The following is a 24,100-nucleotide window of genomic DNA, read 5'->3' as shown; positions in this document are numbered from 1 at the left end:
GAAATCGCATTGCTAGCTGTTATGTTTAGCCTGTGGGAACGAAAATTTTATTTCTTCTTGTAAATCAAAGAGTTCCCGCAGGACAGCAATTGCAAATTAAGTTAAAGAAAACTCTTGCGTGCGCCACAATCTGTCACCATGTGCTGAAATGACTGTATGACAAGCTTTCCAAACGATAGCTTAATTTCGATCAACGACTTTCGTGCTCAGGTCGAGTGTGATCCCGACATATGAGTTTGATAATTTGTTCGAAAAACAAGTGCGTGAGGGAAGCGGGTTAGAGAGCGCACGGGGTCCGGTGACGTTGCCGACACGCAGTAGCTTGATCGTTCGGTAACGGAACCGGGAACTTATGTTGACGAAACGAAGTCTTTAACAAAGTTCGTAAGAGAACTATTTTAACCACTCACGAGGTAATCATGGCACATCACGCTCTGTCTTCACAGGAAAGCTACAACCCGAACCACTTGCTGGACATCCTGCTCGGCAAGATGCAGCTGAAGAACGACGCAGCGCTGTCGCGCATGCTGGAAGTCGCTCCGCCGGTGATCAGCAAGATCCGTCACCATCGCCTGCCGGTCGGCGCGTCGCTGCTGATCCGTATGCACGAGGTGACCGGCATGAGCATTCGCGACCTGCGCGACCTGATGGGCGACCGCCGCACCAAATATCGCCTGTCGGATGCACAAGGCCGCCCGAAGCCTGAAGAAAAAGCTGCAAAAGAGGCTGCCGCACAGGCCGCTCAGCAGCAACAATCCCAGCCGCAAGAGCAAAGCGACGCTTCCAAGTCCGGCAACTATGCGCACTGATGCCGTGGGCATGGCAGCGGTCCCGTCATGCCTCCGGCCAGACCCGGCAGCGGGTTCGCACCCGCTGCCGTCACTTTATTAGGCCGTCCTGAGCCTGAGGGGGTGAAAGCCCTCACGCCATCAGGATGGCCGACATTTCTTCCAGCTGCTGTTCCGTCTCGCGGAACAGGTCCAGGTAAGCTTCTTCATTCAGGCCCATCGCGCTCCAGGCCACACTGGACAGCGCCGGCGCCAGCTCATCCTCCTCGCCCGCCAGGTCGAGCGCGTGGACGACCGCGTTGGCGACATGGACGATGGCGGCAAGAAAACCCGCGCCTGCGGTCTCGGGGGCGTGGTGCCAGGCGATCGCCTGGCGCATCGTGTCCGAAAAATTCCAATGCTCGGCCAGGGCCACCCCGGCGTCCACATGGTCGACGCCCAGCACGGCGCGCTCGGCATCCAGCCACTCGCCATCGTGGGTAGCCCGCCAGGCCAGCACCTCGCCGTAAGCCTGCGGATGACCGCTCACCAGCACCAGCCGGCCTATGTCGTGCAGCAATCCTGCCGTGAAGGCGACATCCTGGTTGAAACGCAGGCGCCGCGCCAGCGAACGGGAGCAGGCCGCGGTCGCGATCGAGTGGCGCCAGAAAGCCTTGTCGTTGAAGCCCGGGCAGCGGCCGTTCGGGAAGCATCCGGTGACCGCCGCCGCCGTGATCAGGTTGCGTGTGGTCTGGAAGCCGAGGAAGGTGATGGCTTGCTGGATCGTCGCCACCTTGACCTGCAGGCCGAAAGACGCCGAGTTCGCCAGGCGCAGGGTCTTGGCCGTCAGCGCCTGGTCGTAGGAGACTTTTTTCGCCAGCACCGATATGTCGATGTTCTCCTGCTCGATGTTGCTGAGCAGTTCCATGACGACCGCGGGCAGGGAAGGCAAGTCCTGTACATCCTGGGCCAATTGTTCCGGCGACAGCTTGCTCATCGCTGCACCTCGCGTCCCAGGCGGAAATCCTCGATGTACTGGCGCAGGATGCCGATGGCCCAGTCGTCGTCGCCGCCGCGCCCGTGCTTGCGGAATACCCGGTCCAGCCGTCCCTGGACGCGGGCCGGATCGATCGCGCTTGCGGGCCGGCCGGCGGCCAGGATGGGCAGCATGTCGACGCCGTGGCGCGCCAGCGAAGCCAGCATGCCTTCGCTCAGCACCACGCCCTGCGCCAGCAGCATATTGCCTTTCTCGTCGCGTAACACCTCGCCCAGCACCATGCCCGGGCGGGCCTCGGCCAGGGGTGTCATCTGATAAGCCCCGCTCATCGTTGCCTCTTGCTTTTTGTTAATGGAATTATATTACCACCCAGTCCGGGTCAAAGATGAGTCCAAAAGGCAAGACCTTGGAAACTGTTGTATTCTCGGCGGGCATTTTTTCTGATAGGACCCACCATGAAACTGTATTTCAGCCCCGGCGCCTGCTCGCTGTCTCCCCACATCGCACTGCTCGAGGCAGGCCTGGATTTCACACTGGAGCGCGTCGACGTGCGCGCCAAGCAGACCGCCAGCGGCCGTGATTTCCTCACGATCAATCCGAAGGGCTATGTACCCGCACTGGAGATGAATGACGGCGCCGTGCTCACCGAAGGCCCGGCCATCGTCCAGTTCATCGCCGACCTGGCCCCGGACCGCCAGCTGGCCCCGGCCAACGGCACCCTGGAGCGCTATCGCCTGGTCGAATGGCTGAACTTCATCTCGACCGAGCTGCACAAGAGCTTCAGCCCGCTGTTCCGTCCGACCTCGACCGAAGACATGAAGGAGGCGGCGCGCGCCCACCTGACGAACCGCCTGAACTGGCTGGCCGGCCAGCTGGAAGGCCGCGACTACCTGATGGGTTCGCAGTTCACGGTGGCCGACGCCTACCTGTTCACGGTGCTGGGCTGGGCCAATTTCGTCCAGTTCGACCTGGCGCAATGGCCGGTGTTTGCCGCCTACACGCAGCGCGTCGCCGCTCGTCCGGCAGTGCAGCAGGCGCTCCGGGCCGAAGGCTTGCTCAAGTAAGGACCCGGGGCAGGTTTTAAGGCCGGCATAAGTGTGTTACGCCATCCCCGGCGCCGCCAAGGTACCATGCGCGCGATGACAGATAAACGCTACGTCGCCCTGTTGAGGGGCGTAAATGTTGGGCGCGCAAAACGTATCGCCATGGCCGACCTCCGCAAGCTGGTCGGCGACCTGGGCTATACCGGGGTGCGCAGTGTTCTTAACAGTGGGAACCTGGTCTTCAGCGGCCCGGTGCGGCCGCAGGACGAGGTGGCCGGCGAAATCGAGGAAGCCCTGGTGCTGAAACTGGGCGTGGCGGCGCGGGTGCTGGTGCTCGACGCCGAAGAGCTCGCCGCCATCGTCGCCGGCAACCCCTTGCTCGGCCAGGCAGGCGACCATTCGCGCCTGCTGGCCTTCATCCTGTCCAGCCCCCATGCCCATCCGCAGGCGCGCGAAGCGCTCGAGACGCTGTGCGGCCAGGACTGGCATCCCGGCGCCGCCGCGCTCGGCGGGCGCGCCGCTTACGTGTGGTGTCCGGACGGCATCCTCGACAGTGCCGCGGCGGCCGCGCTCGGCAAGCAGCTGGGCGATACGACCACGTCGCGCAACTGGGCCACTTTGCTCAAGCTGCACGCCCTGTGCACCACAGCGGCATGAACAAAGCCTTGTGAACGGGGATCCCATCCCCATATACGAAACTTGGGTACGATGTTCACGTACCTTTCAAACGACAACGGCGCCCCTGGCGCCGTCGACTCTCCGTCCTTACGATCAGATCACTTCTCGAACTTGTCGCTGCTGTCGCGGCTTGCCCGGTAGCCGATCAGGACCAGGCCCACCAGCATCATGGCAAACACTTCCGGTTCCGGCAGTTCGGACATGGAAGGCGAGGGTGGCGCTACTACGTCGGTACGCGTGACCGCCGACACATCGGCAAGGCGATGGGCGCGGATGGCTTGGCTTGTGTCGAGGTCGATGACAGCGGCCTGGGCGGCGCTGCCGAAGAGCAGGCTGAGTGTTGCGGCAAGAACGTATCGTTTCACGGTCATTCCTTCTAGATGTCTGGCGACAATGCCGGCATGACCCGGCAATACCACTTTCGACCACGCATCCGGGTATGAATCCAGCATAACAAAAATGCAGTTTTAATTGCGCGCGTTACGTCTTGTTACCTATTTCTTTAAAACCATAAAAATTAAATATTTTTTAATTAATGAAATTGAAAACATTATCTTTGGAATACTTGCCTGATTTAAAAATAATCGATAAAAATGTGCATTTTTCATCGCTAACTTATTGAAAACACAAAGAAAATCGATGTCAATTTGATTATCTCTGTTGTGTTCCAAAGTTTTTTAAGCGCACGGTATACACCTGCCTTTTCTTTGGGGGTATAGTCTCCATATCCCTATTGCCCTCGGGCATCAAAACAATAGCAGACGCATACGTTTGCATCCCATGCGGTCCCATGCACCGCCGCCTTTCGCGTCCACTCGGCACTTCGGAAGGTACGCAGTATCAACGTCGTGAAGCACCTTCAGATTAAAGAGTACTGATATATGCCCAATTTTGCTCGACTTCAAATTGCCTTCAAGAATGTTTACGTCCGTATCGCGACTGCCGTGCTGCTCGGCATGCTGGTGGGATGGGGCATTTACAAGGCTGACGTCCCGCAGGACCCATCCCCGGTCGTCCATTCGCAGAACATCTCCGAGATCACCGAGCTGGCCGCGCAGAAGGACCGCCTCGACTATCTGCTGGTGGCCCATCCGCTGTCGGATGCGCCGCGCTATATCTACAAGTTCAAGGGCGCGCCGCAGCTGCACGTCGTGAAGGTGCCGAGCACTTCCCACCTGTCGCTCGAGCGTGAAGTCCTGCTGAAGAATGCGATCCCGTACTCGATCGCCAAGGACGACTACCTGGCGTCGCACAAGGCCGTGCTGCAGGACGAGAACGAAGGCTTCGGCTCCGACGTCCTGTCTTTCCTGAAGCGCCACGCGCTCGACCTGACCGTGCTGCTGGTGATCCTGTACGCGATGAAGTTCGGCATCCCGGGCATGAACTCGGCCGGCGCCCAGCTGATCTCGCCGGACAAGCTGAAAGGTTCGATGGACGACCTGATCGGCATGGAAGACATCAAGCAGGAAGTCCTCCACCTGGAAGACATGATCCGCAACCGCGAGCTGTACAAAGAGCACAACATCGACAAGCCCTTCAACGTCATGCTGACCGGTCCTGCCGGTACCGGCAAGACCAAGCTGGTCGGCTACCTGGCCAAGCGCCTGGACATCCCGCTGATCCAGGCCTCGGGCTCGGCGCTGGAATCGGGCTATGTGGGCGGCGGTTCGAAGGCCCTGAACGCCCTCTACCGCAAGGCTTCGAGCAAGGGTCGCTGCATCATTTTCCTGGATGAAGCGCAGAGCCTGTTCATGCCGCGCGGCCGCAGCGAAAAGAAATGGGAAGACGACACCGCCAACACCCTGCTGGGCCTGCTGGACGGCGTGAAGAGCGACAAGGGCCAGGGCGTGATCTGGGTCGTCGCCTCGAACTTCGACGATGCCTCGACCGAGATGGACGAAGCGATGCTGCGCCGCTTCTCGGTGAAGATCAACTTCCGCCTGCCGAACAAGGCCGAGCGGCGCGAACTGCTGCGCAGCTTCCTGTCGCGCAAGAAGGAAGGCCTGGTCGACTGGAACGACCTCGACCTGGACCAGGTGGCCGAGATCACCCAGAACCTGAGCCCGGCGCTGCTGGAATCCGTGGTCGAGCGCGCATCGATGCTGTCGATCCAGGAAAAGGTCATCATCAACACCGACCTGCTGTTCCGTGCCTATGAGCGCGCGACCATCGGCCTGACCGACCGCGCCACCACCGCCGAGAAGCACAAGCAGCGCGAGCGGATCGCCGTGCACGAACTGGGTCACTTCTTCATGCAGATCGACCCCTTCCTGCGCGCCGGCATGAGCCTGGACGAAGTGAAGGAGAAATCGCACCTGCTGAAGATCAGCACCGAAGCGGTGTCGAAGATCGGCGCCCTGGGCTACGTGCTGCAGTCGGGCGACGACATGTCGCTGCGCACCCTGGAAGAGCTGGAGCGCGACGTGATCGGCCTGTACGGCGGCGTGGCGGCGGAAGAGCTGTTCTACGGCGCCCGCGGCATCTCGGTCGGCAGCCAGAACGACATCGAGAAGATCACCAAGATGCTGAACCTGATGGTCGGCCGCCTGTCGATGTATTCGCGCGCCAAGATCGACTACAGCCAGCTTGCCAACGACGCCTCGGGCGAGCACACCCTGCGCCAGGTCGAGGAGAAGTCGGATGAGCTGTACAGCTACACGCTGGACGCGATCCGCGACTACGAGAAGGTGATCGTCGCCCTCAAGGACACCCTGCTCGACCAGTACGTGCTGTCCAAGGATGCCGTGTTCGCCCTGCTGGAAGAGCACAAGGAAGCCTTGATGTCCGGCCTGAAGGCGGCGCGCCACGCCAGCCTGAAGCTGTGCATGGAGACCGGGGAAGCGGTCGCCTGATTCTGAAACCCGGGCGAATCTGATGAGCGAAGCGGCGGACAGCGATGTCCGCCGCTTTTTTTCATGGCTTGCCCGGCGCCGGCAGTTCGTCGCGGATCGCGCGCAGGCAGTGGTCGGTCTCGATCAGCCAATGGGCCGCCAACCGCATCGGGATGGCGTCGGCGCCGTCCTGCTCCGGCGCCGGCCGCGCGAGCGCGGGCAGGGCTTCCGGTGGCTGCTTGCGCCGGTCCGGCGAGGCCAGCAGCCCGGCCGTTGCCTCCAGCCGGGGCGCCAGCACCCCGGCCGCTTCGGCCAGCGCTGCCGACTGCGCCAGCTGCGGCGCGTGGTGCATCGGCAGGGCGCAGGCGTGCCGCACGCAATAGGCGACGCGCGCCAGCCGCGCCAGGTGCTGGCGGCGGTTTTCCTTCGACCCCGGATAGTCGCTGCCGGTGACGGGGCTGAGCGCCTGGCGCAAGGCCTGCAGCTTGCGGTCCAGCTCGCGCATCGGCGCATGCCATGACGTGGACCGCGGCGCGAGCCAAACCGCGCGCAGCAGCCCGGCCGCCGCGCGCAGCAGCTCGGCGCTCTTGCCGGCCGATTCGTCGCGGGTGTGCGCGGGCAGGACCAGGCGCGCAGCGAGGATGGCGCTGGCCGCGCCGATCGCGGTTTCTTCGAGCCGCAGCACCAGCAGGCCGGGGCTGTCCATTCCCATCAATTCGTACAGCATGGCCAGCATGGCGCTCAGCAGCACCGTGTAGGCGTTCTGCAGGCCGTGGAAGGCATAGAAGCCGGCCGCGATGAACACGAACAGCAGCGACAGTTCGATGCTCCGGTTGCCGTGCACCAGCTCGGCCGCCGCCACGCCCACGAACAGGCCGCCGACCGTGGCCAGGATCTGGCGCCAGGCGCCCGACAGCGTCTGCCCGACCGTCGCCGTGCGCGCGAACACCACGAAGGACGCAAACACCGCCCAGAACCAGTGGTCGGGCGACAGCGCGCGTCCGGCCAGCAGGGCGCCCAGCGCGGCCGCGCAAGCCTGCAGCGCGCGCCGTGTGGTCTCGTCCGGCCGGCTCTTCCCGTTCCCGGCGCCGGCCGGGGCGGGGTTCGGGGCAGGGGCCGGCTCGGGCTTGCGTTCATCGGACATGGCCGGCAAGGGCTGGCGCAGCGAAGGCAGGCCGGCCAGCGTCCCGATCGCCCGCTCCAGGCGCCAGCGCAGCGTCTCCGGCAGGGATTCCTCACCGGGCCGGTAGCGCGCGCTCCAGGCGCCGGCATCGATGGCCCGGCCGCTGCCGACACGGCGCGACAGCGTCCGCAGGCCGCCCGCAAGGTGCCGGCGCTCGCGCGCGCCGGCGCGGCCTGCCGCGCGCACGGCCGCGGCGACGGCTTCCGCCGCCAGTTCGCCATGCAGCACCTGCGCGCGCAGCCCGGCGGCGGCCTCGCCCTCGGGGGCCAGGGCGAAACCGGCCAGGCGCGATTCGAGCCCGAGCGACTGCGCGTTCAGGGCTGCCAGGCCGGCGTCGACCTGCTTGCCGCCCGCTTCGGCGCCGCGTTCGAGGCGGTGCGCCAGGTCGTGCAGCAGCACGGCGATGCGGGCGCGCCAGGCCCGCAGCTCGCTGCGCAGCATGCGGCCGGGATGTTCCGGCACCAGCCAGAAACGGATGACGAAGGCGATGGCGCAGCCGGCGAACACGAACAGCGGATCCCACTGCGCCTTCGAGGGCGGGACCTTCAGCAGCAGCGCGTAGAAGAAGGATTGATAGGCGATCGTGCCGAGACCGGCGGCGCGCGGACCGAAGCGGCGCGCTTCGAAGGCCGCGAAGATGACCAGCAGGAAGCAGCCGCCGCTCAGCCAGGGCTTCCCGCCCACCAGGCTGCCGAGCACCAGCATCGCGCTGGCGACCACCGGCACCCAGGCCATCGTCACCTGCTGCTGCCTGCGGCCGGCGTCCGGCAGGGCGACGGCGGCGATCATCGGCACCACGATGCCGCCCAGGGACAGCTCGTACTTCAGGCCCAGCAGGCGGGTCAGGAACAGGAATGCGCCGGCGGCGATGCCGGCGGTCAGCACCGCGCGCAGGCCGCCGCGCAGCCGCTCCAATGCGGGATCGGAGGCGAGCAGGCGGTCGATCAGGTAGGAGAAGCGGTGACGGTCATGGTGCATGTCGCGTCCAGTCCGGCCATCCCGGCAGTGGCTCAGCAGCTACTGTACAAGACGCCGGGAATCGGCCACGCACGCCTGGCGCTGCCGGCCCCGCGGTCAGTGGGCGGCGGGCGCTTCCGCCAGGCCTTGCAGCACGTGGCGCGTCATGCTGGCCGCCAGTTCGCGTTCGCCGATGAAGACGGTGCCGCCGGTCTCCTCGCGCAGCAGGCGCGCCTCTTCCTCGTTGTGGCTGCGCACCACGCAGTGGATGCTCGGGTTCAGCGCCTTCGCCGTCTCGACCATGGCGCGCACGTGGAAGGTGTCCGGCGTGGCGATCACCAGCATGGAGGCGCGCGCGATGTGGGCCTGGATCAGCACCGCCGGGTCGGCCGCGTTGCCGGCCACCGCCGGCTGGTCGCGCCGGCGCAGCTCTTCGACCATCTCGCGGTTCTGTTCCGCCACCACGTAGTGCACGCCCTGTTTGTCCAGTTCCTCGGCAATGCGCTTGCCCACGCGGCCATAGCCGACCAGCACCACTTGGCCGGTCAGGCGCTCGTGGGTCACCGTCATCGGCAGCTCGGCCAGCGGGTCGGTCGAGCGCTCCAGCCTGCGCGCCAGGTCGGACTTCGAACGCAGCCACTCCTGCAGCGGCGTGATGGCCTTGAACATCAGCGGGTTCACCGCGATCGAGATGATGGCGCCGGCCAGGATCAGGTTCTGGCCCAGGTCGGGCAGCAGGCCCAGCGACATGCCGAGCGCCGCCAGGATGAAGGAGAACTCGCCGATCTGCGCCAGGCTGGCCGAGACCGTGATCGCGGTGTTGAGCGGATAGCGCAGCGCCAGCACCAGGATGAAGGCGGCCAGCGATTTGCCGAACAGGACGATCGCGACCACCGCCAGCACCTCGAGCGGATGCTCGACCAGCACGCGCGGGTCGAACAGCATGCCGACCGAGACGAAGAACAGCACCGAGAACGCATCGCGCAGCGGCAGGGTCTCTTCGGCCGCGCGGTGGCTCAGCGCCGACTCGCGCAGCACCATGCCGGCGAAGAAGGCGCCCAGCGCGAACGAAACCCCGAACAGCAGCGAAGAACCGTAGGCGATGCCGACCGCAGCCGCGATCACGGCCAGGGTGAACAGCTCGCGCGACCCGGTCTTGGCCACGCGCCACAGGAACCAGGGGAACAGCTTGCGGCCCACCAGCAGCATGAAGGCGACGAAGGCGCCCACCGACAGCAGGGTCTTGCCGAGCGCGAGCCACAGCGAATCGCCGGCGCCATGGCCGCTGCCGTCCGCGTTTGCGCCATGCCCGCCCAGCGGACCGGCCAGCGCCGGCAGCAGCACCAGCACCAGCACCGTGACCAGGTCCTCGACCACCAGCCAGCCCACCGCGATGCGGCCGTTGAAGGAATCGAGCTGGCCGCGGTCTTCCAGCGCGCGCAGCAGCACCACCGTACTGGCCACCGACAGCGCCAGGCCGAACACCAGCCCCGCGCCCAGGCTCCAGCCCCACAACTGGCTCACCCCGATGCCCATCAGCGTGGCCACCGTGATCTGCAGGATCGCGCCGGGCAGGGCGATGCCTTTCACCTCCAGCAGATCGTCGAGCGAGAAGTGCAGGCCGACCCCGAACATCAGCAGCATCACGCCGATCTCGGCCAGCTGGGAGGCGAGCGCCACGTCGGCGACGAATCCGGGCGTGGCGGGGCCGATCAACACGCCGGCGGCAAGGTAGCCGACCAGCGCCGGCAGGCGCATGCGGACGGCGAGCATGCCGAACAGCAGGCCGAAGCCGAGGGCGGCGGCGATGGTGGTGATCAGGCTGATGTTGTGGTGCATTAGGACGTGGCCTCCTCGTAGGGTGGGCACACCGTGCCCACGCGTGACGGTCGCGACACGTTGACGTTGATGCCGCGTGTCGAAGAGGGTTTATTTTACGGCATCGTCGCCAGCGCCAGCAGCGCCTTGCGCAGCGAGGCCCGCACCGCATCGAACTGCGCGCGCCGCCGACGCTTGTCGAGCCGGAACAGCATTAGGCCCTCGATCTGGGCCACCATCAGGATCGCGCGCTGCATGGTTTCCTCGTCCGAAATGGCCGGGTTCAGGCCGCGGATCAGGTGGTAGACGGTCTTGCGCTCGCGTCCCAGCATCTTGTCCATCAGGGTCGAGGCGAAGGGGTTGCGCGAGGCCAGCGCCCAGATCTCGAAGAACAGGGCGTGGATGACCGGATCGGTGATCTCTTCCAGGAACATGTCGACCGTCGACAGGAAACGCTCGAGCTGCGAGCGCTCGCTCATGGCGGCGGCGATGCCGTCCATCCTGGCCTGGAAGCTGTCCATCGTGGTGAGCAGCAGGGCTTCCAGCAACTGGTCCTTGCTGCCGTAGTAATGCTGCACGTTCGACAGGCTCATGCCGGCCTCCTGGGCCACCCGGCGCATCGACAGCCCGGCATAGCCTTCGGCGGCGAGCAGGGCGCGCGCCGCCTGCAGGATATCCTGGGCCCGGCCCAGTCCCTTTTCGGTGGTGCCGGAGGCCTTGTTCCTGAGCGTGCTGTCGAGTGTCGTGTCCATCCGCCGATTATACTTTATCGACTAGTACAGTTGACCTATAATTGTCCGAAACCCGGTCACGTGACCGAAAAAACAGAAGGAGACTCCGATGGGCCAGAAAACATTCGTCACCGGCGTGGGCATGATCCCCTTCGCCAAGCCGGGCGCCAGCGCCCCGTACCATGAGATGGGGGCGCTGGCCGCCCGCGCCGCGCTGGACGACGCCGGCATCGCCTACGAAGACGTCGAGCAGGCCTACGTCGGCTACGTCTACGGCGACTCGACCTGCGGCCAGAAGGCGCTGTACGGGGTCGGCATGACCGGGATCCCGATCGTCAACGTCAACAACAACTGCTCGACCGGCTCCACCGCGCTGTACCTGGCGCGCCAGGCGGTGCAGAGCGGCGCCGCCGACTGCGTACTGGTGCTGGGCTTCGAACAGATGAGCCCCGGGGCGCTGGCCTCCGTGTTCACCGACCGCCCGGCGCCCTTCGACGATTTCGATGCCGTCACCGACCGCCTGGTGGGCAAGCCGGAGATCCCGCTGGCGCTGCGCTACTTCGGCGGCGCCGGCCTGGCGCACATGGAAAAATACGGCACCCCGCTGGAGGCGTTCGCCCGCATCCGCGCCAAGGCCAGCCGCCACGCCGTCAACAACCCGCTGGCCCTGTTCCGCAAGGAAGTCAGCGCGCAGGACGTGCTGGACGCGCCCGAGATCTGGCCCGGGGTGATGACGCGCCTGATGGCCTGTCCGCCGACCTGCGGCGCGGCCGCGGCGGTGCTGGTCTCGGAAAGCTTCGCGAAGAGGCACGGCCTGCGCGCCGACGTCCACATCGCGGCGCAGGCCATGACCACCGACCGTCCCGGCACCTTCGAGGCCGGCGACATGATGCGCCTGGTCGGCTATGACATGAGCCGGGAAGCCGCGCAAAAGGTCTACGCCCAGGCCGGCATCGGGCCGGAAGACCTCGACGTGGTCGAGCTGCACGACTGCTTCGCGCACAATGAACTGATCACCTACGAAGCCCTGGGCCTGTGCCCGGAAGGCGGCGCCGACAAATTCATCCGGGATGGCGACAACACCTATGGCGGCCAGGTGGTCACGAATCCGTCCGGCGGCCTGCTCTCGAAGGGCCACCCGCTGGGCGCGACCGGCCTGGCGCAATGCTTCGAGCTGACCCACCAGCTGCGCGGCAGCGCAGGCAGCCGCCAGGTCGAGGGCGCGAAGGTCGCGCTGCAGCACAACCTGGGCCTGGGCGGCGCCTGCGTCGTCACCATGTACCGCGCGTAAGGAGAGGGATATGGATTACGTCTCTCCCTGGATGGATGCCGAACTCGAAGGATTCCGCGACGCCGTGCGCCGCTTCGTCGACCACGAGGTCGTGCCGCACCAGCAGCGCTGGCGCGAGCAGCAGCACGTCGACCGTGAAGTCTGGCGGCAGGCCGGCGAGATGGGCCTGCTGCTGGCCGACATTCCCGAGGAATACGGCGGCTCCGGCGGCAGCTTCGCCCACCAGTGCGTGGTGTTCGAGGAGCTGTGCTACGCCGGCGACACCGCCTTCGGCCTGCACGTGCACGCCATCGTCGCCCATTACCTGCTGAACCAGGGCACCGAGGAGCAGAAGCGCGCGTATCTTCCGAAGCTTGCCAGCGGCGAGATGATCGCGGCGATCGCCATGTCCGAACCGGGCGCCGGCTCCGACCTGAAGGGCATCCGCACCACGGCCACCCGGAGCGGCGACGGCTATCTTTTGCGCGGCTCCAAGACCTTCATCTCGAACGGCTACATGGCCGACCTGATCCTGGTGGTGGCCAAGACCGACCCGGCCGCCGGGAGCAAGGGTATTTCGCTGCTGCTGGTCGAGACCCGCGACCAGTCTGGCGCGAACGTGGCGGGCTTCCGCGTCGGCCGCATCCTGGAGAAGGTGGGGCAGAAGGGCCAGGACACCTGCGAGCTGTTCTTCGACGACGTCCACGTGCCGCTGGCGAACGTGCTGGGCTTTGATCCAGGGCGCGGCTTCGCCCAGCTGATGACGGAACTGCCCTACGAGCGCACCATCGTCGGCGTGTGCGGCGTGGCCTCGATCGAGCGCGCGATCAGGCTCACGGTCGAGCATGCGAAGGAGCGCAAGGCCTTCGGCCAGGCCCTGATCGAGATGCAGAACACCCGCTTCGTGCTGGCCGAGGCCCGGACCGAGGCCTTCGTGGCGCGTGTATTCGTCGACCGCTGCATCGGGGACCTGATTGCCGGCCGCATGGACACCGTGCAGGCCTCGATGGCCAAGTACTGGATCACCGACCTGCAGTGCAAGATCGTCGACCAGTGCGTGCAGCTGTTCGGCGGCTACGGCTACATGCTGGAGTACCCGATCGCGCAGATGTATCTCGACGCCCGCGTGCAGCGCATCTATGGCGGCGCCAACGAGATCATGAAAGAGATCATTGCCCGTTCGCTGTGAGGAGACCGCCATGACCGGACCCCGTAGGGTGGGCCCCATGTGCCCACGCGTGACGTTTGAATAGAGGTAACCATGGCAGGACCGTTGGCAGGATTAAAGGTAATAGAAATGGTCGGCATCGGCCCATGCCCCTTCGCGGCGATGATGCTGGCCGACATGGGCGCGGACGTGATCCGCATCGACCGCAAGCCCGACCCGGATGCGCCGAATCCCTACCCGATGCTGGGCACGAAGTTCGACGTGATGGCGCGCGGACGGCGCTCGCTGGCGCTGGATTTGAAGGACCCGCGCGCGCGCCAGCTGGCGCTCGACCTGATCGCGAAGGCCGACGTGCTGGTCGAAGGCTTCCGTCCCGGCGTGATGGAACGGCTGGGCCTCGGCCCGGACGCCTGCCTGGACCGCAACCCGCGGCTGGTCTATGGCCGGGTGACCGGCTGGGGCCAGACCGGGCCGCTGGCGCAGGCGGCCGGGCACGACCTGAACTACGTGGCGCTGTCCGGCATGCTGCACGCGATGGGCCGCGCCGATGGCCCGCCGGCGCCGCCGCTGAACCTGGTCGGCGACTTCGGCGGCGGCGCCATGATGATGGCCTTCGGCGTGATGTGCGCGGCCTGGGAAGCGAAGAGCTCGGGCAAGGGCCAGGTGGTCGATGCCGCCATGACCGATGGCGCCGCGCTGCTGGGCGCAATGATGTACGGCCTGCGCGCCTTCGGTTCCTGGAGCGATGCACGGGAAGCCAACCTGCTCGACGGCGGCGCGCCGTTCTACGGCTGCTATGCCTGCGCCGACGGCAAGTTCATCTCGATCGGCGCCATCGAGCCGCAGTTCTATGCCCAGTTGCTGGAATTATGCGGGGTCGAGGATGCCCAGTTCCGCAAGCAGTGGCGCCAGGCCGACTGGCCCGAGCTGAAGCGTAAGTTCGCCAGCCTGTTCGCGACGCGCACGCGCGACGACTGGTGCGCCCTGCTGGAAGGAACCGACGTCTGCTTCGCTCCCGTGCTCGACATGGCGGAGGCGCCGCGCCACCCGCACAATGCGGCGCGCGCCACCTTCGTCGAGCGCGACGGCGTGACCCAGCCGGCGCCGGCGCCGCGCTTCTCGCGCACCGAAGCCGGAATCGGCCGGCCGGCGTCCAGCCCCGGCCAGGACGGCGCCGCCGTGCTGGAAGACTGGGGCTGGAACGCGGCCGGCGTGGAAGCCCTGCGGCGCGCCGGCGTCGTCTAGGCTGGGCTAACATGGCGCGGTGATGCCAGCCAGGACCAACAAGGACGAGAAACAAGCCGAACTGCGCCAGTCGAAGCGGCTGGCGCTGTCCTTCTTCGCCGGCGCGGCCGTGCTGTTCGTGGTCTCGCTGTTCCTGCCGCCGACCTGGTGGACCGGCCTGCTGAAAGCCTTCGCCGAAGCCGCGATGGTGGGCGCGCTGGCCGACTGGTTCGCGGTGGCGGCGCTGTTCCGGCGCATCCCGATCCCCTTCGTCTCGCGCCACACCGAGATCATCCCCGCCAACAAGCACCGCATCGCCGACAACCTGGCCGCCTTCGTGCACGAGAAATTCCTCGACACCGATTCGATCGTGCGCCTGATCCAGCGCCACGACCCGGCGCAGAAGGTGGCCGACTGGCTGGTCCGGCCGGAAAACACGGAACGCCTGGGGCGCTACCTGGTGAAGACGGCCGGCTGGGCGCTCGACTTCATCGAGGATGCGGCCGTGCAGAACTTCGTGCGGCGCGCCGTGCACGGCATGATCCAGGGCGTCGATTTGTCCAGGACCGCCGGCACGATCCTGGAAAGCGTGACGCGCGACGGCCGCCACCAGGAACTGCTGGACGAAGGCATCGTCCAGTTGGCCAGGCTGCTCGCCAACGAGGAAACCCAGGCCTTCATCGCCCAGGGCATCGTCGACTGGCTGCGCGAGGAATACGCTTTCATGGAAAAGATGCTGCCGTCGGAGCTCATCGGGCGCAAAGGGGCGGACCTCACGGTCAGGCTGGCGGCCGGCATCCTGAAGCGCGTCAGCGAAGACCCGCAGCACCCGCTGCGCCAGCGCTTCGACACCTTCACCGCCGACTTCATCGCGCGCCTGCAGGACGACCCGGCCTTTGCGGAAAAGGGCGAGGACATCAAGCGCTACCTGATCGGCGACGCCACCCTGAACGGCTACCTCGGCGCGCTGTGGAGCGACCTGAAAGCCTGGATCAAGGCCGACCTGGACAAGGAAGACTCGGTCCTGCGGCGACGCCTGGAGGCGACCGGCGCCTGGGTCGGGCGCATGCTGGCCGAGGATCCGCTATTACGCGCCTCGCTCAACGACAACCTGGAGCTGGCGGCGCGCGGCGCGGCGCCCGAGTTCGCGGGCTTCCTGACGCGCCACATCGCCGACACCGTGAAAAACTGGGACAGCCGCGAGATGTCGGAGCAGATCGAGCTCAACATCGGCAAGGACCTGCAGTACATCCGCATCAACGGCACCGTGGTCGGCGGCCTGATCGGGGTCGTGCTGTACCTGCTGTCGACGCTTCCTTTTATTTAATCGCGGTCGCTGTCGCCGGGGATCTCTTCCGGATAGCCACCGATCGCGCGCGCGGCCTGCATGCCGCCCATCACCGCCGCCTCGACGCAGCCGGAATCGAGCCCGGTGCGCAGCCAGTCGCCGGCCAGGAACAGGTTCGGCAAGCCGGTGCCGATGCTGGCCAGGCGCCGCGCGCTGCTGCCGGCCACCGACAGCACATAGCGTTCCGACGGGTCGACGTTTGCGCGCCAGTACTGGCGGTCCATGCGCGCCGGGCCGTCCGCGCCGAGCGGATCGACCAGCCACTGCCAGGGAAAGCCGCTGCCGGCTTCCTTCCACAGCGCGCCGATGCGCTGGCCCAGCAGTCCGGTGGCGTTGGCCTTCGCCTGCGCGGCCGCGCGCGCGGGGAAGCCGGTGTCGGAGCGGGGCGGCAGTCCGGACAGCGCCATCGCCCCGCAGAAGTACTGTACGCTGGCCGGCAGGGACGCCTGCGGCCAGTCCTCGCCGGGCAGTACCTGGCTCATTGCGGCCCAGGTGTCGTAAGGCTGGCTGAAGGCGGTCAGGATCGGCTCTTCGCCGGCCGGCAGGGTAGACCAGCCGAGCGCCTGCGTGTCGCGGTTCAGCCAGACCTGGCAGGCCTGGGTGACGACGCTGCGCAGCGCGGCGGCGCTCGAGGCCAGCGGCGGGCTGGCGGCCAGCAGGCCGGGCGCCACCAGCGGCAGCATGCTGACCGGAAGGCCCAGCACCACATGGTCGAAGTCGCGCCCGCGCAGCAGCATGCGTTCCGGCAGTGCCTGCCCGAAGGCTTGGCGGTACAGCGCCGGCCAGTCGCTCCACCACGATTCCAGGTCGACCGCGTGATCGCGCAGCAGGGCCGCCTGCGCCGGCGCGAGCTGGTTGTAGTCGGGCGCGGCCGGCCAGCACGGCAAGCCCTTGACCGTCACCAGCGGGCGATAGTCGCCGCCGGGGACATCGGCCTGCACCGCCAGGCGCACCGCGCTGACGCCGTCGCCGTCCGCAGCGATGTCCTCGACGCGGTGGAAGAAGGCGAAGCGCACGCCGCGCCGCGCCAGCACCTCGTACAGCGGCGCGAACACGGCGTCGCCCATGCCGGCCTGCATCCGGTACATCACGGCGCCGCGGTAGGCGAAAGACATCCGGAACATCCAGCGCAGGGCGGTGCCGGCCTCCAGGTTGGGGCGGTCCGGATCGCCGTCCTCGAAGGCGAACAGCAGGGCGTACATGGCGCGCACCGGCGCCGAGTCCACGCACAGCGCGCGGTCGCCGCCATGGCGCAGCAGCCAGTCGCGCAGGTCTTCGCCGTTGACGGCGTCGAAGCCGCGCGTGAACACGCCGTCGACCAGCATCCCGCGCAGCACGGTGGCGCCGATGGCCAGCCCGGTCAGCAGGCGGCGCATGCGGTCGTCGTCGATGAGGTTGAGCGACAGCGCCCACAGGTCGCGGTCGGCACGGCGCAGCGTCGTCAGCAGGCGGGCATGGTCGGCGCCCGTGTGCAGCTGCGCGTCGGGCGGCAGGGCGCAGGCCTGCGCGTAAAGCGCGCCGAAGGGATCGTCGGCGATGCCGGCGGGCGCCTGCGCGCGCAGTTCGCTGTGCCAGCGGCGCAGCCAGGCGATCGCTTCCAGCGCCATCCGCCACGGCGCGACCGGATCGCTGCCGGTGCCGGGTTCGCCGGGACGGCGCGGCAGCACCAGGTTCCACGGCCGCCATGCGGCGCCGGCCTGCTCGGCCAGCACCACGTAGTCATGCGGCCGGAATGCCTGGTCCCAGGCCGCCAGCGGCGCGCCCGGCGCGCGGCCGAGTTCCTCGTAGACGGCGCGGATCAGCGCGAACGCGTTCGCATAGAAGCCGAACCAGATGTGCAGGCCGTGCTCCTCGATGCGCTGTCCCAGGCCGGCGTTGCGCCCGCTCGCGCCCTTGCCGCCGAGGCACCAGCCCTGCTGGTAGACTGTGATCTCGAAGCGCTCGCGCCATCCGGGCCGGGCGCTCAGGTAGAACGCCGCCGCCAGCGAACCGGCGCCGCCGCCGAGAATGGCGATTTTCTGCAGCTGGGCCATCGTCACCTCCATGCATGGTCGAACACGGTCCAGTGTAGGAGCGCCGGACGCGATCCGTGTTCGCCTGGATCAGGTGTAAGATGGGCCGAAGAGCTGTCCGATCCGTTTCGATCCGTTGCGATCCGTTTGCCGAAGGGGGGATGTATGACACAAGCATCGCATGCCGTGCTGGCCGGCGCACCCGAAGCGGCGCTCTTGCCGGGACGCGACCTGTTCGAGGTCGCCCGTTACCTGGTGCCGATGGACGCCAGCCTGGCGCAGGGCTGCCTGGTCGCCGCCGGGATCCCGGCGGTGCTGGCCGACGCCCACCTGATGCAGGCCCACATGCTGCTGGCGCCGGCGCTGGGCGGGGTGCGCGTCCTGGTGCCGCAGGAGCACCTGCAGGAAGCGCAACAGGTGCTGGAGGCCTTCCAGCGCGGCGAGTTCGCGCTGGGGGAGGACGCCGACGTCGGCGGCGAATGAATCAAGCCGACAGCTTCTGCATCTCCGCGTACAGGTCCGCCTTGCCTTCGAAGCCGATGCCCGGCAGGTCCGGCATCGTGACGTAGCCGTTTTCCACCTTCACGCCGTCCGGGAAGCCGCCGAAGGGCTGGAACAGGTCCGGGTAGGACTCGTTGCCGCCCAGGCCCAGGCCTGCCACGATGTTCAGCGACATCTGGTGGCCGCCGTGCGGAATGCAGCGGCTGCGCGACCAGCCGTGCTGGTGCAGCATGTCGAGCGTGCGCAGGTATTCCACCAGGCCGTACGACAGGGCGCAGTCGAACTGCAGCCAGTCGCGGTCCGGGCGCATGCCGCCGTAGCGGATCAGGTTGCGCGCGTCCTGCATCGAGAACAGGTTCTCGCCGGTCGCCATCGGCTTGTCGTAGTAGTTGCGGAGTAGCGCCTGCAGCTCGAAGTCGAGCGGGTCGCCGGCTTCCTCGTACCAGAACAGGTCGTACTGCGACAGCGCCTTCGCGTACTGGATCGCGGTGTCGAGGTCGAAGCGGCCGTTGGCATCCACCGCCAGCTTCTGGCCATCCTTCAGCACCGACAGGATCGAATCGATGCGGCGCAGGTCTTCGTCCAGCGAGGCGCCGCCGATCTTCTTCTTGACCACCGTGTAGCCGCGGTCGATGTAGCTGCGCATCTCGTCCTTCAGCTTTTCATGGTCCTGGCCCGGATGGTAGTAGCCGCCGGCCGCGTACACGAACACCTTGCGGTCCGGCTGGCCGTTGCCGTAGCGCTCGGCCAGCAGCTGGAACAGGGGCTTGCCCTCGATCTTGGCGACGGCGTCCCACACCGCCATGTCGATGGTGCCGATCGCCACCGAACGCTCGCCGTGGCCGCCCGGCTTTTCGTTGGTGAACATCGCGTCCCAGATCTTGTGCGGATCGAGGTTGTCGCCCTTGTCGTTGACCAGGGTGCCTGGATCGGCTTCCAGGATGCGCGGGATGAAGCGCTCGCGCATCAGCTTGCCCTGGCCGTAGCGGCCGTTCGAATTGAAGCCGTAGCCGACCACCGGCTTGCCGTCGCGGATCACGTCGGTGATCACCGCCACCAGGCTCAGCGTCATCTTGCTGAAATCGATGTAGGCGTTGCGGATGGAAGAGCTGATGGGGAGGGTCTGTTCGCGGATCTCGACGATTCTCATGGTAGGTGCCTGCTCGGTGCTGTGTGATGGAGTACCTAGCTTAGTCCCCATCGGCCGGCCTATAATTTCCCAGGCCTGAATTGATTATTAACCTGAGGTGAATAGAGGATGATGCCCGACCACACCGCCGACATGGAATTCTTCACGCTGGTGGCGCGCCACGGCAGCCTGGCCGCGGCCGCGCGCGCGCTCGACCTCACGCCTCCGGCGGCGACCAAGCGCCTGGCCCAGCTCGAGGCGCGGCTCGGCGTGCGGCTGGTGAACCGCACCACGCGCCGCATCAGCCTGACCAGCGAAGGCGAAACCTATCTGGCGCACGCGGGCCGCATCCTGGCGGCGATCCGCGAGATGGAGGATGCGGTGTCGAGCGGCCGCGCGGCGCCCAAGGGCCTGCTGCGCGTGAACGCGACCCTCGGCTTCGGCCGCACCACGATCGCGCCGATCGTCTCCGAATTCGCCAGGCGCTATCCGCAGGTCGAGGTGCAGATGGAAGTGACCGACCGCCCGGTCGACCTGGTCGAAAGCGGCTACGACCTGGCGATCCGCTTCGGCACCCTGCCGGACAAGCGCCTGAACGCGCGCCGCGTGATGACCAACCGGCGCTTCCTGTGCGCCTCGCCCCTGTATTTGCAGCGGCACGGCACGCCATCCAGCCTGGCCGACCTGGCGCGCCACCTGTGCATCGTGCACCGGCAGAACGACGAAGCGCATGGCGTCTGGCGCTTCTATCCAGGCGAGGGGGAAGAGCACAGCGAGGTGGTGAAGGTGCATGGCGCGCTGTCGAGCAACGACGGCGACATCGTGCTGGGCTGGGCGCTGGACGGGCACGGCATCCTGGTGCGCTCGGAATGGGACCTGGCGCGTTATGTGGAAAGCGGCCGCCTGAAGATCGTGCTGCCGCAGTACCGGCTGCCGTCGGCGGACCTGTTCGTGTACTACCTGAACCGGCGCAACCAGGCGGCGCGCACCAGGGCCTTCATCGACTTCCTGGTCGAGCACTTCCGCCAGCCGGCGGAAGCGGTTTAGCTTTCGATCGAGATGTCGTCGACCTTGCCGGCCTGGCTGAAGTGGACGCTGATGACGTAGTCGGTCACGCCGCCGGGCAGGGTGAAGTCGAAGAACTCCAGCTCGTCGTCCTCGCCCCAGTGCTCGCGCAGCACGAGGATGTCGGGCACGGCGGACGGATCGGGCCGGGCCGTGCCCATGTGCCGCTGCCAGTAGCCGCCGTCGAGCTCTTCCAGGTGGAAGGCGACGAACATGGCCACCGCGGAGTCCTCGTTCTCCATGTCGAAATCGGCCTTGATGGCCTGGCGCGCGGCGCTTTCGCGGCGGGCCGGTTCCTTGTCGTTGTCGCTCATCGGTGTGGCTCTTGAATGGTTTTGCGCAAGGCTATCATTTCTTGGCATACTCGGCAGCATGCGGTCCTCCGCCGCCAACACAACGACAACGAGACTTCCAAGTGCATACCACCCGTCGCATCTCCTCCGCCATCGCGCTGCTGGCGGCTTCGCTGGGCGCCTTCGCCGCGCCCGTATCTGGACCCACTGCGGACCGCACCGTCGAAACCCTCCAGAAAATCGCCGACGCCGCCGGGCCGCCGGGCTTCGAGGAACCGGTGCGCGCCGTGCTGGTCGGGATGATGAAGCCGCTCGCCAGCTCGCTCAGCTACGACGGCATGGGCTCGATCATCGCCACCCAGGGTTCGGGCGGGCCGAAGATCATGGTCGACGCCCACATGGACGAACTGGGCGGCATGGTCCGCCGCATCACGCCGAACGGCCTGCTGACCATGCAGATGCTGGGCGGCTGGCTCGACCAGGCGCTGCCGGACAAGCGCTGGGTCATCATCGGCAGCAAGGGACCGGTGAAGGCGGTGACGGGCATCCGCGACATCCACGTCGTGCCGGCCGACGAGCGCACGCGCGTGTTCGCGCGCGACGGACTGTTCCTCGACGTCGGCGCGCGCACCGAGGCGGAGGTGCGCGAGATGGGCATCTCGCCGGGCGACCCGATCGTCCCCGACGCGCCCTTCGAAATCCTGAACGGCACCCAGAACTATCTCGGCAAGGGCTGGGACGACCGCGTCGGCTGCGCGGTGATCGTCGAAGCCATGCGCCGCCTGGCCAATGAGCCGCATCCGAACCAGATCGTGTGGGTGATCACGACCCAGGAAGAGATCGGCCTGCGCGGCGCCCACACGGCGGCGGATCTGGTGAAACCGGAGCTCGGCATCGCCATCGAGGGCGGCATCACCGGCGACGTCTTCCCGGGCAAGCCGGAAGAGACCCAGGTGAAGCTTGGGGCCGGGCCGGGGATCTTTTTGTACGACTCGTCGGCGCTGCCGAACCGGAAGCTGACCGCCTTCGTGAAGCAGACCGCGGCCGAGCGCAAGCTGCCGCTGCAGTTCGACCTGGTGCAGGGCTATGGCGACGATTCGGCGGAGATCCAGAGGAGCAACGGCGGCGTGCCGACCGTGAACCTGGTGGTGCCGGTGCGGTACACGCATGCGCACAACGGCATGTTGAACCGGCGCGATTTCGACCAGATGGTGGACCTGGTCGTGGCGATGCTGAAGAAGCTGGATGCGGCGGAGGTGCGGCGGATCCGCGATTTTGCGCCGGAGAGCCGATGAGCATCCGTTAGTTTTGGTGATAAATGTGCAATGCGGAAGGAATACAATCGACGGCACCTGAACAGTACGAGGCCGTCCATGCGATTCCTTCCCGTCACGCGCTATCTTGCCGCGGCCCTGTGGGCCGTCATGCTGGCTGCCTGCGGCGGCGGAGGTGGAGGCACATCGGCGCCGCCGGTGCAGGCCGCGCCGCCGCTTGCCTACCCGATCCCGGCCGGCCTGTGGGCGCCGGCATCCGGCGCCATGCCCGCAAGCGGCAACTATGTTTACGTGCAAAGCGATGCCGGCGACTACGTCGGCGACGGCCGCACGTACACCTACACGCGGGCCGATGCGCTGCTCAAGGTGTCGGCGGGCGGGCTGTCCATCAATGTCGGCGTGCAGGGCAACGAAGAGTGGAACGCCACCTTCCTGCTGCCCAGCGGCGCAGGCAATCTGCAGGCCGGCTACTTCGGCGGCCTGACGCGCGCGGCCTTCGCCGACAAGGCGGTCGGCGGCCTCGATTGGAGCGGCGAAGGACGCGGCTGCAATACGCTCACCGGCTGGATGGTGGTCGACAAGATCACGCTGGAAGCAGGCGCGCTCACGGCGCTCGACCTGCGCTTCGAACAGCATTGCAACGGGGGCGCGGCGGCCCTGCGCGGACGGGTGCACTGGACCAAGGCAGACGCCGATGTCGCCCTGGTTCCCGTCCCGGCCAGCATTCCGGCAGGCCTGTGGCAGCCCCCTGCGGGAAGCGTGCCCGGATCCGGCAGCTACTTTTATCTGGAGATCCCGACAGGCGATGGCAGCGGCATCGACCGCCCCTTTCTCTACACGCCGTCCAACGCCGGCGTTGCCGTCCGGGCGAATGGCGCGCAACTGAGCCTGAACATCACCGGCGCCGAGAACTGGGACGTCGACTTCCAGGGCATGCTGGGCATGACCCAGTTCGCGGTCGGCTACTATACGGGGCTCAAGCGCTACCCCTCCAATAATCCGGTGCTCGGCGGCTTGAACCTCTCGAACGACGGGTACGGCTGCAAGATGCTGGACGGCTGGTTCGCCGTCGACAAGGCCGTGTACAGCGCGGGCGTCCTGAGCGCCATCGACCTGCGCTTCGCACAGAATTGCGATGGCTTCCCCGCGCCGCTGCACGGCAAGCTGCACTGGGTCGCCGGCGACACCGCCAGCGTGCCCGGACCGCTGAATCCACCGCCCGCCGGACTGTGGAGGCCCACGGGCTTCGTCCCGCCGGCCGGGAACTACCTCTACCTGGTCAGCGATATCGGCGACTACATCGGCGGCGGCCGTACCGAACTGCTCACCCCCGCCAATACGACGATCAGCGTCGAGAGCCGCCATACCGCAGCGCTGTGGATCAGCGCGGGCGGCTGGACCGGCGACTTCGTCGGCATGAGCACGCTGTCCCAGCTGGCGCCAGGTTATTACGGGGGGATGCAGCGCTATCCCTTCAATAATCCCCTCAGGGGCGGAATGGATTGGTCCGGGCATGGGGCCGGCTGCAATATGCTCAACGGCTGGTTCGTGGTCGACAAGGTCAGCTATGCCCTCGGCGAGCTGACCGCGATCGACCTGCGTTTCGAACAGCATTGCGAGGGCGAGGAGGCGGCCCAGCGTGGGGTGATCCACTGGGTCAAGCCCTAGCGGCGAACGCGGGGCCGCAAACGCAAACGGCCTGGCTCGCGATGAGCCAGGCCGCTGACGGTATCGTGGTGGTGATAGGTGGACTTGAACCACCGACCCCAGCATTATGAGTGCTGTGCTCTAACCAGCTGAGCTATATCACC

Annotated in this window: 21 protein-coding genes and 1 tRNA gene; 12 read left to right on the top strand and 10 right to left on the bottom strand. The window is 66.7% G+C overall.

The window, feature by feature from the left end:
* Positions 1-419: 419 nt before the first annotated feature.
* On the top strand, positions 420-809 hold the full coding sequence (locus AC3A6M_RS02520; protein WP_487851157.1) for a hypothetical protein: 390 nt from the start codon (positions 420-422) through the stop codon (positions 807-809).
* Between the two features lie 112 nt (positions 810-921).
* Here AC3A6M_RS02520 and AC3A6M_RS02515 read toward each other — a convergent pair whose 3' ends face one another.
* Together AC3A6M_RS02515 and AC3A6M_RS02510 are read right to left on the bottom strand one after the other, a co-directional pair.
* Complete coding sequence (locus tag AC3A6M_RS02515) at positions 922-1,764, bottom strand: HDOD domain-containing protein (protein WP_487851156.1); 843 nt, start codon at positions 1,762-1,764, stop codon at positions 922-924.
* Positions 1,761-2,093 carry a hypothetical protein gene (locus tag AC3A6M_RS02510; protein WP_487851155.1) on the bottom strand — a complete coding sequence of 111 codons (333 nt, stop codon included), beginning with the start codon at positions 2,091-2,093 and terminating at the stop codon, positions 1,761-1,763. The genes AC3A6M_RS02515 and AC3A6M_RS02510 overlap by 4 nt, the downstream gene beginning before the upstream one ends.
* A 126-nt stretch (positions 2,094-2,219) precedes the next feature.
* Here AC3A6M_RS02510 and gstA point away from each other — a divergent pair, with 126 nt between their 5' ends.
* Positions 2,220-2,828, top strand: a complete 609-nt coding sequence (gstA, locus tag AC3A6M_RS02505; protein WP_487851154.1) for a glutathione transferase GstA — start codon at positions 2,220-2,222, stop codon at positions 2,826-2,828.
* A 66-nt stretch (positions 2,829-2,894) separates the two neighbouring features.
* Positions 2,895-3,464: a DUF1697 domain-containing protein gene (locus tag AC3A6M_RS02500; RefSeq protein WP_487851153.1), complete on the top strand. Its 570-nt coding sequence runs from the start codon at positions 2,895-2,897 to the stop codon at positions 3,462-3,464.
* A gap of 119 nt (positions 3,465-3,583) precedes the next feature.
* Here the strand turns inward: AC3A6M_RS02500 and AC3A6M_RS02495 are convergent, their stop codons facing one another.
* A complete protein-coding gene (locus AC3A6M_RS02495) occupies positions 3,584-3,850 on the bottom strand; it encodes a hypothetical protein (RefSeq protein ID WP_487851152.1) in 267 nt (88 codons plus the stop codon).
* 516 nt (positions 3,851-4,366) lie between these two features.
* On the opposite strand from AC3A6M_RS02495, the gene AC3A6M_RS02490 reads away from it, so the two are divergent.
* Positions 4,367-6,337, top strand: a complete 1,971-nt coding sequence (locus AC3A6M_RS02490; protein ID WP_487851151.1) for an AAA family ATPase — start codon at positions 4,367-4,369, stop codon at positions 6,335-6,337.
* Between the two features lie 61 nt (positions 6,338-6,398).
* Here AC3A6M_RS02490 and AC3A6M_RS02485 read toward each other — a convergent pair whose 3' ends face one another.
* The 3 genes from AC3A6M_RS02485 to AC3A6M_RS02475 all read right to left on the bottom strand — a co-directional run bounded on the left by AC3A6M_RS02485 (position 6,399) and on the right by AC3A6M_RS02475 (position 11,026).
* Positions 6,399-8,477 (bottom strand): FUSC family protein, encoded by a 2,079-nt coding sequence (locus AC3A6M_RS02485; RefSeq protein WP_487851150.1) that lies wholly within the window; start codon positions 8,475-8,477, stop codon positions 6,399-6,401.
* Between the two features lie 96 nt (positions 8,478-8,573).
* The gene (locus AC3A6M_RS02480; protein ID WP_487851149.1) at positions 8,574-10,295 is read right to left on the bottom strand and encodes a cation:proton antiporter domain-containing protein; all 1,722 of its coding nucleotides are present in this window, start codon (positions 10,293-10,295) and stop codon (positions 8,574-8,576) included.
* A gap of 95 nt (positions 10,296-10,390) precedes the next feature.
* On the bottom strand, positions 10,391-11,026 hold the full coding sequence (locus AC3A6M_RS02475) for a TetR/AcrR family transcriptional regulator (RefSeq protein ID WP_487851148.1): 636 nt from the start codon (positions 11,024-11,026) through the stop codon (positions 10,391-10,393).
* Between the two features lie 88 nt (positions 11,027-11,114).
* On the opposite strand from AC3A6M_RS02475, the gene AC3A6M_RS02470 reads away from it, so the two are divergent.
* The 4 genes from AC3A6M_RS02470 to AC3A6M_RS02455 all read left to right on the top strand — a co-directional run bounded on the left by AC3A6M_RS02470 (position 11,115) and on the right by AC3A6M_RS02455 (position 15,994).
* Positions 11,115-12,296, top strand: coding sequence for a lipid-transfer protein (locus tag AC3A6M_RS02470; protein ID WP_487851147.1), 1,182 nt, complete (start codon positions 11,115-11,117; stop codon positions 12,294-12,296).
* Positions 12,297-12,306: 10 nt separating this feature from the next.
* On the top strand, positions 12,307-13,464 hold the full coding sequence (locus AC3A6M_RS02465; RefSeq protein ID WP_487851146.1) for an acyl-CoA dehydrogenase family protein: 1,158 nt from the start codon (positions 12,307-12,309) through the stop codon (positions 13,462-13,464).
* Between the two features lie 72 nt (positions 13,465-13,536).
* Complete coding sequence (locus tag AC3A6M_RS02460) at positions 13,537-14,688, top strand: CaiB/BaiF CoA transferase family protein (protein ID WP_487851145.1); 1,152 nt, start codon at positions 13,537-13,539, stop codon at positions 14,686-14,688.
* Positions 14,689-14,710: 22 nt separating this feature from the next.
* Positions 14,711-15,994 (top strand): DUF445 domain-containing protein, encoded by a 1,284-nt coding sequence (locus tag AC3A6M_RS02455; protein ID WP_487851144.1) that lies wholly within the window; start codon positions 14,711-14,713, stop codon positions 15,992-15,994.
* Here AC3A6M_RS02455 and AC3A6M_RS02450 read toward each other — a convergent pair.
* The gene (locus AC3A6M_RS02450) at positions 15,991-18,048 is read right to left on the bottom strand and encodes an NAD(P)-binding protein (RefSeq protein WP_487851143.1); all 2,058 of its coding nucleotides are present in this window, start codon (positions 18,046-18,048) and stop codon (positions 15,991-15,993) included. The genes AC3A6M_RS02455 and AC3A6M_RS02450 overlap by 4 nt on opposite strands.
* Before the next feature lie 144 nt (positions 18,049-18,192).
* Here AC3A6M_RS02450 and AC3A6M_RS02445 point away from each other — a divergent pair, with 144 nt between their 5' ends.
* Complete coding sequence (locus AC3A6M_RS02445) at positions 18,193-18,510, top strand: putative signal transducing protein (RefSeq protein ID WP_487851142.1); 318 nt, start codon at positions 18,193-18,195, stop codon at positions 18,508-18,510.
* A 1-nt stretch (position 18,511) separates the two neighbouring features.
* Here the strand turns inward: AC3A6M_RS02445 and AC3A6M_RS02440 are convergent, their stop codons facing one another.
* Complete coding sequence (locus tag AC3A6M_RS02440; RefSeq protein ID WP_487851141.1) at positions 18,512-19,678, bottom strand: mandelate racemase/muconate lactonizing enzyme family protein; 1,167 nt, start codon at positions 19,676-19,678, stop codon at positions 18,512-18,514.
* A 108-nt stretch (positions 19,679-19,786) separates the two neighbouring features.
* On the opposite strand from AC3A6M_RS02440, the gene AC3A6M_RS02435 reads away from it, so the two are divergent.
* The gene (locus AC3A6M_RS02435) at positions 19,787-20,704 is read left to right on the top strand and encodes a LysR family transcriptional regulator (RefSeq protein WP_487851140.1); all 918 of its coding nucleotides are present in this window, start codon (positions 19,787-19,789) and stop codon (positions 20,702-20,704) included.
* Here AC3A6M_RS02435 and AC3A6M_RS02430 read toward each other — a convergent pair.
* Positions 20,701-21,036 (bottom strand): DUF2004 domain-containing protein, encoded by a 336-nt coding sequence (locus tag AC3A6M_RS02430; RefSeq protein WP_487851139.1) that lies wholly within the window; start codon positions 21,034-21,036, stop codon positions 20,701-20,703. The genes AC3A6M_RS02435 and AC3A6M_RS02430 overlap by 4 nt on opposite strands.
* Before the next feature lie 101 nt (positions 21,037-21,137).
* On the opposite strand from AC3A6M_RS02430, the gene AC3A6M_RS02425 reads away from it, so the two are divergent.
* Both AC3A6M_RS02425 and AC3A6M_RS02420 read left to right on the top strand, forming a co-directional pair.
* On the top strand, positions 21,138-22,310 hold the full coding sequence (locus AC3A6M_RS02425) for a M42 family metallopeptidase (RefSeq protein ID WP_487851138.1): 1,173 nt from the start codon (positions 21,138-21,140) through the stop codon (positions 22,308-22,310).
* Positions 22,311-22,388: 78 nt separating this feature from the next.
* Positions 22,389-23,957, top strand: a complete 1,569-nt coding sequence (locus AC3A6M_RS02420; protein ID WP_487851137.1) for a hypothetical protein — start codon at positions 22,389-22,391, stop codon at positions 23,955-23,957.
* Positions 23,958-24,023: 66 nt separating this feature from the next.
* Here AC3A6M_RS02420 and AC3A6M_RS02415 read toward each other — a convergent pair.
* A tRNA-Met gene (locus tag AC3A6M_RS02415) sits at positions 24,024-24,100 on the bottom strand.

This window comes from Telluria sp. Soil_C_11 (assembly GCF_057657395.1).
This window is presented reverse-complemented; position numbering and strand designations above follow the sequence as displayed.

Bases quoted from the DNA above. Each gene is read 5' to 3' on its own strand.
- AC3A6M_RS02500 (WP_487851153.1), top strand. From the start codon at position 2,895: ATGCGCGCGATGACAGATAAACGCTACGTCGCCCTGTTGAGGGGCGTA.
- AC3A6M_RS02515 (WP_487851156.1), bottom strand. From the start codon at position 1,764: ATGAGCAAGCTGTCGCCGGAACAATTGGCCCAGGATGTACAGGACTTG.
- AC3A6M_RS02490 (WP_487851151.1), top strand. From the start codon at position 4,367: ATGCCCAATTTTGCTCGACTTCAAATTGCCTTCAAGAATGTTTACGTC.
- gstA (WP_487851154.1), top strand. From the start codon at position 2,220: ATGAAACTGTATTTCAGCCCCGGCGCCTGCTCGCTGTCTCCCCACATC.
- AC3A6M_RS02470 (WP_487851147.1), top strand. From the start codon at position 11,115: ATGGGCCAGAAAACATTCGTCACCGGCGTGGGCATGATCCCCTTCGCC.
- AC3A6M_RS02510 (WP_487851155.1), bottom strand. From the start codon at position 2,093: ATGAGCGGGGCTTATCAGATGACACCCCTGGCCGAGGCCCGCCCGGGC.
- AC3A6M_RS02465 (WP_487851146.1), top strand. From the start codon at position 12,307: ATGGATTACGTCTCTCCCTGGATGGATGCCGAACTCGAAGGATTCCGC.
- AC3A6M_RS02480 (WP_487851149.1), bottom strand. From the start codon at position 10,295: ATGCACCACAACATCAGCCTGATCACCACCATCGCCGCCGCCCTCGGC.
- AC3A6M_RS02520 (WP_487851157.1), top strand. From the start codon at position 420: ATGGCACATCACGCTCTGTCTTCACAGGAAAGCTACAACCCGAACCAC.
- AC3A6M_RS02430 (WP_487851139.1), bottom strand. From the start codon at position 21,036: ATGAGCGACAACGACAAGGAACCGGCCCGCCGCGAAAGCGCCGCGCGC.
- AC3A6M_RS02475 (WP_487851148.1), bottom strand. From the start codon at position 11,026: ATGGACACGACACTCGACAGCACGCTCAGGAACAAGGCCTCCGGCACC.
- AC3A6M_RS02450 (WP_487851143.1), bottom strand. From the start codon at position 18,048: ATGGCCCAGCTGCAGAAAATCGCCATTCTCGGCGGCGGCGCCGGTTCG.
- AC3A6M_RS02455 (WP_487851144.1), top strand. From the start codon at position 14,711: ATGCCAGCCAGGACCAACAAGGACGAGAAACAAGCCGAACTGCGCCAG.
- AC3A6M_RS02420 (WP_487851137.1), top strand. From the start codon at position 22,389: ATGCGATTCCTTCCCGTCACGCGCTATCTTGCCGCGGCCCTGTGGGCC.
- AC3A6M_RS02485 (WP_487851150.1), bottom strand. From the start codon at position 8,477: ATGCACCATGACCGTCACCGCTTCTCCTACCTGATCGACCGCCTGCTC.
- AC3A6M_RS02440 (WP_487851141.1), bottom strand. From the start codon at position 19,678: ATGAGAATCGTCGAGATCCGCGAACAGACCCTCCCCATCAGCTCTTCC.
- AC3A6M_RS02435 (WP_487851140.1), top strand. From the start codon at position 19,787: ATGATGCCCGACCACACCGCCGACATGGAATTCTTCACGCTGGTGGCG.
- AC3A6M_RS02445 (WP_487851142.1), top strand. From the start codon at position 18,193: ATGACACAAGCATCGCATGCCGTGCTGGCCGGCGCACCCGAAGCGGCG.
- AC3A6M_RS02460 (WP_487851145.1), top strand. From the start codon at position 13,537: ATGGCAGGACCGTTGGCAGGATTAAAGGTAATAGAAATGGTCGGCATC.